The 12,823-nt window shown below is 59.8% G+C and carries 10 protein-coding genes; 7 read left to right on the forward strand and 3 right to left on the reverse strand.

Translation table 11 applies throughout. The features are described from left to right. Both PMI29_RS21955 and PMI29_RS21950 read left to right on the forward strand, forming a co-directional pair. Positions 1 to 890, forward strand: an 890-nt coding sequence (locus tag PMI29_RS21955; protein ID WP_007995655.1) for a TauD/TfdA family dioxygenase, incomplete at its 5' end; no start/stop codon positions are given. A 386-nt stretch (positions 891 to 1,276) separates the two neighbouring features. Beyond that, positions 1,277 to 1,543 (forward strand): hypothetical protein, encoded by a 267-nt coding sequence (locus tag PMI29_RS21950; RefSeq protein ID WP_007995656.1) that lies wholly within the window; start codon positions 1,277 to 1,279, stop codon positions 1,541 to 1,543. A gap of 112 nt (positions 1,544 to 1,655) precedes the next feature. Here the strand turns inward: PMI29_RS21950 and PMI29_RS21945 are convergent, their stop codons facing one another. Beyond that, positions 1,656 to 2,759 (reverse strand): GlxA family transcriptional regulator, encoded by a 1,104-nt coding sequence (locus tag PMI29_RS21945; RefSeq protein ID WP_007975492.1) that lies wholly within the window; start codon positions 2,757 to 2,759, stop codon positions 1,656 to 1,658. A gap of 469 nt (positions 2,760 to 3,228) precedes the next feature. Beyond that, complete coding sequence (locus PMI29_RS21940) at positions 3,229 to 4,605, reverse strand: L-serine ammonia-lyase (RefSeq protein WP_007995657.1); 1,377 nt, start codon at positions 4,603 to 4,605, stop codon at positions 3,229 to 3,231. Positions 4,606 to 5,040: 435 nt separating this feature from the next. Here PMI29_RS21940 and PMI29_RS21935 point away from each other — a divergent pair, with 435 nt between their 5' ends. The 3 genes from PMI29_RS21935 (at position 5,041) to choV (ending at position 8,075) form a co-directional block, all read left to right on the forward strand. Continuing rightward, positions 5,041 to 5,988, forward strand: coding sequence for a choline ABC transporter substrate-binding protein (locus PMI29_RS21935; protein ID WP_007995658.1), 948 nt, complete (start codon positions 5,041 to 5,043; stop codon positions 5,986 to 5,988). A 66-nt stretch (positions 5,989 to 6,054) separates the two neighbouring features. Further along, positions 6,055 to 6,900: a choline ABC transporter permease subunit gene (gene choW, locus PMI29_RS21930; RefSeq protein ID WP_007995660.1), complete on the forward strand. Its 846-nt coding sequence runs from the start codon at positions 6,055 to 6,057 to the stop codon at positions 6,898 to 6,900. Then, positions 6,897 to 8,075, forward strand: coding sequence for a choline ABC transporter ATP-binding protein (gene choV / locus PMI29_RS21925; protein ID WP_007995661.1), 1,179 nt, complete (start codon positions 6,897 to 6,899; stop codon positions 8,073 to 8,075). The genes choW and choV overlap by 4 nt, the downstream gene beginning before the upstream one ends. 216 nt (positions 8,076 to 8,291) lie before the next feature. Here the strand turns inward: choV and PMI29_RS21920 are convergent, their stop codons facing one another. Further along, positions 8,292 to 10,232, reverse strand: a complete 1,941-nt coding sequence (locus PMI29_RS21920) for a BCCT family transporter (RefSeq protein WP_238541639.1) — start codon at positions 10,230 to 10,232, stop codon at positions 8,292 to 8,294. Positions 10,233 to 10,612: 380 nt separating this feature from the next. Here PMI29_RS21920 and betI point away from each other — a divergent pair, with 380 nt between their 5' ends. Both betI and betB read left to right on the forward strand, forming a co-directional pair. Continuing rightward, positions 10,613 to 11,206, forward strand: coding sequence for a transcriptional regulator BetI (betI, locus tag PMI29_RS21915; protein WP_007995664.1), 594 nt, complete (start codon positions 10,613 to 10,615; stop codon positions 11,204 to 11,206). 62 nt (positions 11,207 to 11,268) lie between these two features. Next, the gene (gene betB / locus PMI29_RS21910; protein ID WP_007995666.1) at positions 11,269 to 12,741 is read left to right on the forward strand and encodes a betaine-aldehyde dehydrogenase; all 1,473 of its coding nucleotides are present in this window, start codon (positions 11,269 to 11,271) and stop codon (positions 12,739 to 12,741) included. Positions 12,742 to 12,823 lie beyond the last annotated feature (82 nt).

Consider the following 12,823-nt stretch of genomic DNA (forward strand, 5'->3'; position numbering starts at 1 on the left):
AGGACGGCCACTGCAGCCGCTTCGACCCTGGCTGGCTGCGCGCCCATGCCTACGACGACGAGTCACGCGCCGAACGTCTGGCAGGCAAACCGAAAGCCAGGCTCTGGCACAACGATTTGCAGTTGCCGGTGTTCGAGTATCAAGCACTGATGAACGACCCTGAGGCCTTGTTGCAATGGCTGTTGGCGGTGCGCGATGTCGGATTGACCCAGGTCCGTGGCGTGCCCACCGAACCCGGTTCCCTGAAGCTGATCGTGCAAAGGATTTCCTTCATCCGCGAGAGCAATTTCGGCGTGCTGTTCAACGTGCAATCCAGGGCTGACGCCGACAGCAACGCCTATACCGCCTTCAACCTGCCGCTGCACAGCGATTTGCCGACCCGGGAGTTGCAACCTGGGCTGCAATTTTTGCATTGCCTGGTCAATGACGCCGAGGGCGGCGAGAGCATTTTTGTCGACGGTTTTGCCATTGCCGACGCCCTGCGCCGGGAAGACCCCGAATCCTTCAGAAGCCTGTGCGAAATCCCCGTGGAGTTTCGCAACAAGGACCGCCATAGCGACTACCGCTGTCTCGCACCGATCATCGCCCTGAATGCGTTGGGCCAGGTGTCGGAAATCCGCATGGCAAACTTTCTGCGCGGGCCGTTCGATGCCTCAGTTGAGCAGATGCCCAAGCTCTATCAAGCCTATCGGCGCTTTATCGCGATGACCCGCGAGCCTCGGTTCAGGTTGATGCAGCGGCTCAATCCCGGTGAGCTGTGGTGCTTCGACAACCGTCGCACCCTCCATGCCCGCAACGCCTTCGACCCCGCCACCGGGGCGCGGCATTTCCAGGGCTGCTATGTCGACCGGGATGAGTTGTTGTCGCGGATTCTCGTGTTGCAACGCTAGACCGCGTCATCGTTCATCGCGAGCAAGCTCGCTCCCACATTCGACCGCATTCCCCTGATGGGACTCGGTCAACTGTGGGAGCGGGCTTGCTCGCGAAAGCGGTCTATTTATCGACACAAAACCCATTGATTCACAAACAAAAAAAAGCCCCGATCAAGCCGTGACAGGATCGAGGCAGAGGGTACTGTTGAGGAGCTGCCGTGCGAGGGTGACCAAACCTTCGTGAAGCGAGCTGAGCCCAGTGTGCCCACTCCTCTGCACGGCAAGTTAGCCGAAAACGACCTGTTCATAGGTATTGCGGCCATTGCGACAATTCGCCCTTGCCGCCACCTTGTGGCCCTACCAGAATCGAGCCACGACACCGTTCCCTGAAGAAGGATTGCGTCATGATGCACGCTGATTTGATAGACCAGGAAGACCTGTTGGGCCAGCTCAAGTCGTTGGGATTCGAAGTGCCCACCGGCGCCACTGCCGAGCAGGCCTGCGAGTGCGCGGTACGGGGATTGAATGATGTGCGGGCGATGACGCTGCGGACCATGGTCAAGCAGATGTACACCAGCAGCGCGACCATCCTGCCGGCGGTGCGCCAGGCGATCGACAAGCAGTTGTTGCCGGCGTTGGCGGAGTATCAACAGAGCCACACAGGCCGATAAAAGGCCTTCGCGGGCAAGCCCGCTCCCACAGGGTTTTGTGTCGAGCACAAAATGAATGCTCTGACACAAAACCCTGTGGGAGCGAGCTTGCTCGCGATGAAGGCGCCTCGGCTTAGAGCCTTACGCTGGCAAACGTCGACTCATTACGCGCCTGGCTCAGTGCCGACAACGGCCCGGACAACGGCGACAGCACCAGCGCTTGCGGCAGCGGCATCATCGCCACTTGCTGGGTAGTGTTGGAGCCTACGCGCTCGTCACGCGGCGGAATGCCGAAGTACTCGCGGTAGCACTTGGAGAAGTGCGGCGTGGATACGAAGCCACACACCGATGCCACTTCGATGATCGACATCGGCGTTTGCTTGAGCAGTTGCCGGGCGCGGATCAGGCGCAGCTTCAGGTAGTAACGCGACGGCGAGCAGTGCAGGTATTTCTGGAACAACCGCTCGAGCTGACGACGGGACACCGCGACATAAACCGCCAGTTCGTCGAGGTCGATCGGCTCTTCGAGGTTGGCTTCCATCAATGCAACGATTTCCTGCAACTTCGGCTGGTTGGTGCCGAGCATGTGCTTGAGCGGCACACGCTGGTGATCCTGCTCGTTGCGGATGCGCTCGTAGACGAACATTTCCGAGATCGCGGCCGACAGTTCACGACCATGATCGCGGCTGATCAGGTGCAGCATCATGTCCAACGGCGCGGTACCGCCGGAGCTGGTGAAACGGTTACGGTCGAGGGTGAACAGACGCGTGCTCATCGCTACACGCGGGAAAGCTTCCTGCATTGCTGCCAGACATTCCCAGTGCACGCTGCAATCGAAGCCGTCGAGCAGGCCGGCGCAGGCCAGGGCCCAGCTGCCGGTGCACACCGCGCCGAGGCGGCGGGACTGGCGGGCCTGGCTTTGCAGCCAGGACACGTGTTCGCGGGTAACAGTGCGCTGGATGCCGATACCGCCGCACACGATGACGGTGTCCATTGGCGGGGCTTTGTGCATGGAGGCGTCGGGGGTGATCTGCAGGCCGTCACTGGCCCAGACCTGACCGCCATCGACGGTGAGGGTGGTCCAGCGATATAGCTCGCGACCGGACAACTGGTTGGCCATGCGCAGGGGTTCTACTGCGGAGGCCAGAGAAATCAGCGTGAAATTGTCCAGCAGCAGAAAGCCGATGGATTGAGGCGCACGGTTCTGGGGTTGGGCCCCGGAGTTGAACGTCGTCATCGCGGTATCTCCTCACACAAAGCGGGTGATGGCCTCAGGCGGAGGCTCTTTTTATTGCCATCGTTCTCGCGTGGGAGACGGGCTTTGTAATGACAGAGCAATTGCCATGCCTAAATTTGAATGCGCGTTCAATAACTCCTAAAAACGACGTCGGAATGTGTCTATATATGTCTCGCAGGGCAAAGGGATTTAAATGGCCATCAGGGCTGGCAAGCACCCCGGCCCACGAGCTGTGAGCAATTCGGTAGCACTTGTGGGAACGGCGTTGCGCCGCGTCGGAAAGGAGTGTCACCGCAGGCACAGGTGACGAGCGGTCGAGGGCTGGTTGGCCCTCGATCAGTGGCAAGACAATTTATCTGTGAGCGACGCGCTAAAAGGAGGCGCGTTTTAATCCGGGTGTTCACTTAGCGCGCAGTTTTGACTGGTCTGGCGCTATCGCGAGCAAGCTCGCGATGGGGTCGACGCGGTTTCAACACTCCACCGCACTCACCGCCAACCCACCCCGCGATGTCTCCTTATATTTGTCATGCATGTCGGCACCGGTATCGCGCATGGTGCGGATCACCCTATCCAACGAAATAAAGTGCTGGCCATCGCCCCGCAATGCCATTTGCGCAGCATTGATCGCCTTCACCGCAGCAATTGCGTTGCGCTCGATGCACGGCACCTGGACCAGCCCACCCACCGGGTCGCAGGTCAGGCCGAGGTTGTGCTCCAGACCAATCTCCGCCGCGTTGCACAGTTGCTCTGGCGTGGCGCCGAGGATTTCCGCCAGCCCGGCCGCCGCCATGGCGCAGGCCGAACCGACTTCGCCCTGACAGCCGACTTCGGCCCCGGAGATCGAGGCGTTCTTCTTGCACAGGATCCCCACCGCCGCCGCACCGAGGAAGTAGTCGACGACATTGGCGTCGGTCACGGCCTCGCTGAATTTCATGAAGTAGTGCAGCACTGCCGGAATGATCCCCGCCGCGCCGTTGGTCGGTGCCGTGACCATACGCCCGCCGGCGGCATTTTCTTCGTTGACCGCCAGGGCGAACAGGTTGACCCATTCCATGGCGCTCAAGGTCGAGCCGATCACGTTGGGTTTGTTCAGTTCCTGCAAGCTGCGATGAAGCTTGGCCGCGCGGCGACGCACATTCAGCCCGCCCGGCAGGATGCCTTCGTGTTTCAGGCCTTGTTCGACGCAATCCTGCATGGCGCGCCAGAGCTTCATCAGGCCGCTGCGGATTTCCTCTTCGCTGCGCCAGACTTTCTCGTTGGCCATCATTAATTCAGCCACGCGCAGGTTGTGCTTCTTGCACAGCTGCAATAGCTCGGCGGCGCTGGAAAAGTCATAAGGAAGTACGGTGCGATCCAGATCCACGACACCGCTGGAGGCTTGCGCCTCATCGACGACAAAACCGCCGCCGACTGAATAGTAGGTGTCGCGATGCAATTCGCCGTCATCACCTTCGACAATCAGGGTCATGGCGTTGGGGTGGAACGGCAGGTTTTCGTCGATCAGGCGCATGTCCCGAGCCCAGACGAATGGCACCGACAGACGACCGTCGAGCAACAGCGTATGGGTTTCGCGCAGGGCCTGGATACGAATGCCGATTTGCGACGGATCGATCGCATCCGGCCACTCGCCCATCAGCCCCATGATCACGGCATTGTCGCTGCCGTGGCCGATACCGGTAGCCGACAACGAGCCGAACAGCTGGACTTCGACACGCCGCACCTGCTCCAGCAACCCGCGCTCACGCAAGCCCTGCACAAACAACGCCGCTGCCCGCATGGGCCCCACGGTGTGCGAACTGGAAGGGCCGATGCCGATTTTGAACAGGTCGAAAACACTGATAGCCATGACTGCCGAACTCCTGAATGGGCCCACTGCGCACGCAAAAGCGCACGATGACGGAGCTGCTACGCTCAAGCTGCAATCCGCCGAGATGACCGCATCATCAAGCTTTTATCGTGTTGTTCGACGTCTCTAACCGACGCACTCATGCCCACCAACGCCGCGTGTCTTTTACGCCGTGTTTTCGCCGTTTTTTTGCGGTTCAGAGGGGAAAAAAGGGCTGAAAAAATCTGTAAACGACGTCACCGACACTGGATGCGACCATCCCTGTACTGGATACGACGCACCCTGTAGGCGTCAGATTTTCACTGGTACATGATCATATCGACTCGATTGCAAGGCGCAGTGGTAGAGCTGTCTCCAGAACGCCATCCAACCGCAACCTATAAGTGCGGTGGTCCAGTCGGAACACTGCCAAAAAAAACACCAAGGAGTCCATCCATGAAAGGTTCCCCGTCGTTGTTGTTGGCCGCCATGCTTAGTCTGCCGGTTCTGGCGCAAGCCGCAGAGCCGGCGCAGTGCAGTACCGTAAACTTCTCCGATGTCGGCTGGACCGACATCACCGCGACAACTGCGACCACCAGCGTCGTGCTCGATGCCCTCGGCTACAAGACCAAGACCACCATGATTTCCGTGCCCGTGACCTACAAGTCCCTGGCCGACGGCAAGAACATGGACGTGTTCCTGGGTAACTGGATGCCGACCATGGAAAACGACATCAAGGCCTATCGTGACGCGGGCACCGTGGATGTCGTGCGCACCAACCTCAAGGGCGCAAAGTACACCCTCGCCGTTCCTCAGGCGCTGTACGACAAAGGGCTGCATGACTTCGCCGACATCGCCAAATTCAAGAAAGAACTCGACGGCAAGATCTACGGCATCGAGCCTGGCAACGACGGCAACCGCCTGATCCAGTCGATGATCGACAAGAACGCCTTCGGCCTCAAGGACGCAGGCTTCAAGGTCGTAGAGTCCAGCGAAGCCGGCATGCTGTCGCAGGTCGACCGCGCGCAGAAACGCGACACCGCCGTGGTGTTCCTCGGCTGGGCGCCGCATCCGATGAACAAGCGCTTCAAGATTCAATACCTGACCGGTGGTGATGACTTTTTCGGCCCGGATTTCGGTGCCGCCACCGTGGCGACCAACACCCGCAAGGGCTACACGCAGGAATGCAGCAACGTCGGCCAGTTGCTGAAGAACCTGGAGTTCACCGTCGACATGGAAAGCTCGCTGATGGGCAACATCCTGGACGACAAGATGAAGCCTGACGCGGCCGCCAAGGCCTGGCTGAAAAACAATCCACAGGTGCTCGATACCTGGCTCGCTGGCGTGACCACCATTGACGGTAAACCAGGCCTGGAGGCCGTGAAAGCCAAACTGGCCAAGTAATCGCTTATGCCGGACGGCCTCGGCCGTCCGGGCTGTTTATTTCCTTGCATGCGGACGTTCACTACCATGCTGATTGATCAGAAAATCCCCTTAGGCCAGTACATCGCGAGCTTCGTTGAATGGTTGACGCAACACGGCGCCAGCACCTTCGACGCAATCGCCGTGACACTGGAAACGATGATCCACGGCGTGACGTTTGCGCTGACCTGGTTCAACCCGCTGGTATTGATCGGCGTAATCGCACTACTGGCACACTTCATTCAACGCAAATGGGGCCTGACCGCGTTTGTCGTTGCCTCCTTTCTGCTGATCCTCAATCTGGGGTACTGGCAGGAAACCATGGAAACCCTCGCCCAGGTGATGTTCGCCACCCTGGTCTGCGTGGTCATTGGCGTGCCGCTGGGCATCGTCGCCGCGCACAAGCCGATGTTCTATACTTTAATGCGTCCGGTACTCGATCTGATGCAGACCGTACCGACGTTCGTGTACCTCATTCCTACCCTGACCCTCTTCGGGCTGGGTGTGGTCCCGGGCCTGATCTCCACGGTGGTGTTCGCGATTGCCGCGCCCATCCGCCTGACCTACCTGGGTATCCGCGATGTCCCGGAAGAATTGATGGACGCCGGCAAGGCCTTTGGCTGCTCGCGCCGTCAACTGCTCTCGCGAATTGAACTGCCTCATGCCATGCCAAGCATCGCGGCCGGTATCACCCAGTGCATCATGCTGTCGTTGTCGATGGTGGTGATCGCCGCACTGGTGGGCGCCGACGGCCTGGGTAAACCCGTGGTCAACGCACTGAATACCGCTGATATCGCCCTGGGCTTCGAAGCAGGCCTGGCGATCGTACTGCTGGCGATCATGCTCGACCGTATCTGCAAACAACCCGACGCCAAAGTAGGGGGTGACGCATGAGCATTATTCGCTTCGATAACGTCGACGTTATCTTCTCCAAGGATCCACGCGAGGCACTCAAGCTGCTGGATCAAGGCATGACCCGTAACGAGATCCTGAAAAAGACCGGGCAGATTGTCGGCGTTGAAAAAGCCAGCCTGGACATCGAAAAAGGTGAGATCTGCGTACTGATGGGCCTGTCCGGTTCAGGTAAATCCAGCCTGCTGCGTTGCATCAACGGCCTCAACACCGTCAGCCGCGGCAAGCTGTTCGTCGAGCACGAAGGCAAGCAGATCGACATTGCGTCCTGCACCCCGGCAGAACTGAAAATGATGCGCACCAAGCGCATCGCGATGGTGTTCCAGAAGTTCGCCCTGATGCCCTGGCTGACCGTTCGCGAGAACATCAGCTTCGGCCTGGAGATGCAAGGTCGTCCCGAGAAGGAACGGCGCAAGCTGGTGGACGACAAGCTTGAGCTGGTGGGCCTGACCCAGTGGCGCAACAAGAAACCCAACGAGCTGTCCGGTGGTATGCAACAACGCGTGGGCCTGGCCCGTGCGCTGGCAATGGACGCCGACATCCTGCTGATGGACGAACCGTTCTCGGCCCTCGACCCGCTGATCCGCCAGGGTCTGCAAGACGAACTGCTGGAACTGCAACGCAAGCTGCACAAGACCATCGTTTTCGTGAGCCACGACCTCGATGAAGCGCTGAAACTGGGCAGCCGTATCGCGATCATGAAAGACGGCCGGATCATCCAGTACAGCAAGCCGGAAGAAATCGTCCTCAACCCTGCGGACGACTATGTGCGGACCTTCGTGGCCCACACCAACCCGCTGAACGTACTGTGCGGTCGCAGCCTGATGCGTACCCTGGATAACTGCAAACGCATCAACGGCTCGGTGTGCCTGGATCCGGGCGGCGATTCGTGGCTGGACCTGGCTGAAGGCAACACCATCAAGGGCGCGCGCAAGAACGGTTCGTCAATGGACCTGCAGAACTGGATTCCGGGGCAAGCCGTCGAAGGCCTGGAACGCAAGCCGACGCTGGTGGACTCCAGTATCGGCATGCGCGATGCGCTGCAGATTCGGTATCAGACCGGCAACAAACTGGTGCTGCACGACAACAACCACGTAGTGGGGATTCTGGGCGACAGCGAGCTGTATCACGCACTGCTCGGCAAGAACCTGGGGTAAGACAGCAGAAACAAAAACGCCGCGATAAGATCGCGGCGTTTTTGTTTATGGGGTATCGGGTCAAACAGCTTTGCGGCTGATGGCCCCTTCGCGGGCAAGCCCGCTCCCACAGGTGACCGAGTTCTAACAGAGGAATGCGGTCGAATGTGGGAGCGGGCTTGCTCGCGAAGGACGCAACGCGGTGCTTCAGACAGAAACACCGCGCCCTATTGCTACTTAGCTGTAAACCCGGCCAAGGAGCTGCCGATGGCTTTCAAACTGATCGAGCACGTCACGGGTGATCTGATCCTGGGTGAAGCCCATCAAATCGTAGTCCTGGCTGCCGTTGTGCAGGTACACCTCGGCACGGTAGTAACGCTGACGCGCCTCATCGGACTGAGCCGATTCGGTCGGCGTGGCCAGGTAACCGTCCAGGCTCACTTCGTAGACAAACGGGTTGCCCTCTTCCATCTCGGTACGCAGGCCCATGCAGCGCTTGGACTTGCCCAGCAGCGTTTGCACATCCAGGCCTTGGGCGCGCATTTGCACGGCGGCATCTTCCAGCGCCGGGCTGACATGCTTGTCCATGAAGCGCTGAACGATCGACTGGCTCGGTTGCAGATCCAGTTGGGTCAAACGCTCGCTGAAACCACGGCGACCGCGTGCCGCCAGTTCCGCTTGCTCCTGTTCGATCTGCACGTCCTGGCGCATGGCCTTGTGCAAGCCGAACATGAAGAACACCAGCACCACCGAGAACGGCAGACCGGCCAGCACCACCATGGTTTGCATGGCTTCGAAGTTACCGGCGAACAGCAAGCCGATGGTCACCAGGGTGATCACCACCGACCAGAAGATCCGCAGCCAGTGCGGCGCGTCTTCATCGACGGTACCGCCCTTGCAAGACAGGTTGGCCATCATCACCGCGCCGGAATCCGCCGGGGTCAGGAACAGCACGAAACCGACAAAGATCGACACGCCGATGACAACTTTCGACGCCGGGTAATGCTCAAGCAACTGGTAGATCGCCATGGACGGCTGTTCCAGCGCGGTCTTCCCGAGCTCCACCGCCCCGTGATTCATCACCAGGTCCAAGGCCGAGTTACCGAAGATCGACAGCCAGGCCAGGGTGAAGCCCAGCGGAATCAGCAGCACGCCGGCCACCAGTTCGCGCACGGTGCGACCACGGGAAATACGTGCGATGAACATTCCCACGAATGGTGCCCAGGAAATCCACCAGGCCCAGTAGAACAGAGTCCACAGGCCCAGCCAGCGGTCGGACTTCTCACTGTCGCCTTCGTACACATAGAGGTCGAAAGTCTTCAGCACGACACCGTTCAGGTAGTCACCGACGTTCTGCACGAAGCCGTTGAGCAGGTGCAGGGTCGGCCCGAACAACAGGACGAAAATCAGCAGGCCGCTGAACAGCACGATGTTCAGGTTGGACAGACGACGGATGCCGTTTTCCACACCCGACACGGCAGCAATGGTCGCCACGGTGCTCATCACGATGATCACGATCAGCAGGTTGGTGTTGCTGTGCTCCATGCCGAACAGGTTTTCCAGCCCCGACGACACTTGCAGCGAACCAATCCCCAGGTTGGTCACCAGCCCCAGCAGGGTCACGAACATGCCGAAGCCGTCCACCGCGTGCCCGGCCGCGCCCTTGACCCAACGCTCGCCCACCAGCGGATACAACGCCGAACGCAACGCCAGCGGCTGGTTGTGCCGGTAGGCAAAGTACGCCACGGCCAACCCCACCAACGCGTAGATCGCCCAGCCATGCAGGCCCCAGTGCAGGAATGTCAGCTGCACGGCCTGGCGTGCCGCCAGGTTGCTGCCGGCCACGCCTTCCGGCGGGTTGAAGTAGTGATCCAGCGGCTCGGACGCACCGAAGTACAGCAACGAGATGCCGATACCCGAGGAGAACAGCATCCCCGCCCAGGCGCCGTAGCTGAAGTCCGGGGTGTCATCCTTGCTGCCCAGTTTCAGTTTGCCGTAGGACGAAAACGCCAGGCCGACAACGAAAATCAGGTAGGCGGCAATCACCACCATGTAATACCAGCCGAAGCTGCGGGACAACCAGGCTTGCGCCATACCCAGCATTCTGCCGGCCTCTTGCGGGGCGATGATCAGAATGGCGGTCAACAACAGAATCAACGCGGTAGAGGTGTAGAACACCCAACCGTTGACCGTCACCTTCTCGGGTGGGGTCTTTATTAGCGAGGCAGAACTCATGGCACAGATGCTCCGGGCAGTGCGAGAGAAGAACGCAAGACAAACGAGTTACCCGACCAATCGGTTAGTGGGCAGCCGACCAGCGGGTGATATAAAGACAGCCCGAAAAAAGCCCGAAGCCCTTGAGACGCCGTGGCGCACAGGCTTCGAGCCGTTTCGGATGTCGGTTTGCCGCCAATTACACGTAGGAAAATCTGTAAACAGCGACGATTTGTCGCAGATCTTATTCTTTGTTGATTGAACGTTCAATCAAAACAAAATAGACTGGCCCTCAACCCGGTAGCCGTTTGACGTCTGCCGGAAGGCCTAAGGAGATGTGCAAGATGCCCAAGGTCGGTATGCAACCCATCCGCCGCCAGCAATTGATCGAAGCCACTTTGCAGGCCGTCGATCAGGTCGGAATGGGGGACGCCAGCATTGCGCTGATCGCCCGTTTGGCCGGTGTCTCGAATGGCATCATCAGTCACTACTTTCAGGACAAGAACGGCCTGATTGCCGCCACCATGGGGTACCTGATGACCGTCCTGAGCGAGAACGTCACCCTGCGCCGACAGGCGCTGAAAGATGACAGCCCGAGGGCGCATCTGCAGGTGATCATCGAAGGCAACTTCGACGCCAGCCAGGTCAATGGCCCGGCAATGAAAACCTGGCTGGCCTTCTGGGCCACCAGCATGCACCAGCCGTCTTTGCACAGGTTGCAGCGGATCAACGATCACCGTCTGTATTCCAACCTGTGCTGCCAGTTCCGCCGCGTACTGCCGCTCAATGATGCGCGCAGCGCCGCCCGGGGCCTGGCAGCGTTAATCGACGGGTTGTGGTTGCGCGGCGCGCTGTCGGGAGATGCTTTCGACACCGAGCAGGCGCAACAGATCGCTTACGAATACATGGATACCCAACTGGCCAAGCGGGTGAGTTAGAGCACACATAAACGCTCAACCACCGAACCGCGCCAGCCACTTAATGCTCTTGCGAGGACTTTATGGCCCGTTTCGAACTGCAAAAACTCTACATCGATGGCGCGTACAGCGACGCCAGCAGCGACGCCACTTTCGAAGCCATCAACCCGGCTAACGGTGAAGTCCTCGCAAAAGTACAACGTGCGACCAAGGAAGACGTGGAGCGCGCCGTGGTCAGCGCCGAAAAGGGCCAGAAAATCTGGGCTGCGATGACCGCCATGGAGCGTTCGCGCATCCTGCGTCGTGCCGTGGAAATCCTGCGTGAGCGCAACGACGAACTGGCTGCCCTGGAAACCCTGGATACCGGCAAGGCCTACTCCGAAACCCGCTACGTCGACATCGTCACCGGCGCTGACGTGCTGGAGTACTACGCAGGCCTGGTACCGGCCATCGAAGGCGAGCAGATTCCGCTGCGCACCACTTCGTTCGTCTACACCCGTCGCGAGCCGCTGGGCGTCGTCGCCGGTATCGGCGCGTGGAACTACCCGATCCAGATCGCCCTGTGGAAATCCGCGCCTGCCCTGGCAGCCGGTAATGCGATGATCTTCAAGCCAAGTGAAGTCACCTCGCTGACCACCCTGAAACTGGCCGAGATCTACACCGAAGCCGGCGTGCCAAACGGCGTGTTCAACGTCCTGACCGGCAGCGGCCGTGAAGTCGGCACCTGGCTGACCGAGCACCCGCGCATCGAAAAAGTTTCCTTCACCGGCGGCACCGACACCGGCAAGAAAGTCATGGCCAGCGCTTCGAGCTCTTCGCTCAAGGACGTAACCATGGAACTGGGCGGCAAGTCCCCGCTGATCATCTGCGACGACGCCGACCTCGATCGCGCCGCCGACACCGCGATGATGGCCAACTTCTACAGCTCCGGCCAGGTTTGCACCAACGGTACCCGCGTGTTCGTACCGGCCCATCTGAAAGCCGCTTTCGAAGCCAAGATCGCCGAGCGCGTTGCACGCATCCGCGTCGGCAACCCGGAAGATGAAAACACCAACTTCGGCCCGCTGGTCAGCTTCGCCCACATGGAAAGCGTGCTGGGCTACATCGCCAAGGGCAAGGAAGAAGGTGCACGCCTGCTGTGCGGCGGCGAACGTCTGACCGACGGCGAATTCGCCAAAGGTGCGTTCGTGGCTCCGACCGTGTTCACCGACTGCACCGACGACATGACCATCGTCCGTGAAGAAATCTTTGGCCCGGTGATGGCGATCCTCGCCTACGAAACCGAAGAAGAAGTGATCCGTCGCGCCAACGACACCGACTTCGGCCTGGCCGCCGGTATCGTCACCCGCGACCTGAACCGCGCCCACCGCGTGATTCACCAACTGGAAGCCGGTATCTGCTGGATCAACGCCTGGGGCGAGTCCGACGCGAAGATGCCGGTTGGCGGCTACAAGCAGTCGGGTGTCGGCCGTGAGAACGGTATCAGCTCGCTGAACAACTTCACCCGCATCAAATCGGTACAGGTCGAGCTGGGCGATTACGTCTCGGTGTTCTAAAGCTCCGAGCCTTGTATTGCCCGCGAATCGAGTGCGAAGCACTCGCCCCGAGACACCCCGATCTGGACCACCATCAAAGAGG

The organism is Pseudomonas sp. GM49 (assembly GCF_000282355.1).
GTDB lineage: Bacteria > Pseudomonadota > Gammaproteobacteria > Pseudomonadales > Pseudomonadaceae > Aquipseudomonas.

Excerpts from the sequence above, each read along its gene's own strand:
- PMI29_RS21950 (WP_007995656.1), top strand. The coding sequence starts at position 1,277 with ATGATGCACGCTGATTTGATAGACCAGGAAGACCTGTTGGGCCAGCTC.
- PMI29_RS21945 (WP_007975492.1), bottom strand. The coding sequence starts at position 2,759 with ATGACGACGTTCAACTCCGGGGCCCAACCCCAGAACCGTGCGCCTCAA.
- PMI29_RS21940 (WP_007995657.1), bottom strand. The coding sequence starts at position 4,605 with ATGGCTATCAGTGTTTTCGACCTGTTCAAAATCGGCATCGGCCCTTCC.
- PMI29_RS21935 (WP_007995658.1), top strand. The coding sequence starts at position 5,041 with ATGAAAGGTTCCCCGTCGTTGTTGTTGGCCGCCATGCTTAGTCTGCCG.
- choW (WP_007995660.1), top strand. The coding sequence starts at position 6,055 with ATGCTGATTGATCAGAAAATCCCCTTAGGCCAGTACATCGCGAGCTTC.
- choV (WP_007995661.1), top strand. The coding sequence starts at position 6,897 with ATGAGCATTATTCGCTTCGATAACGTCGACGTTATCTTCTCCAAGGAT.
- betI (WP_007995664.1), top strand. The coding sequence starts at position 10,613 with ATGCCCAAGGTCGGTATGCAACCCATCCGCCGCCAGCAATTGATCGAA.
- betB (WP_007995666.1), top strand. The coding sequence starts at position 11,269 with ATGGCCCGTTTCGAACTGCAAAAACTCTACATCGATGGCGCGTACAGC.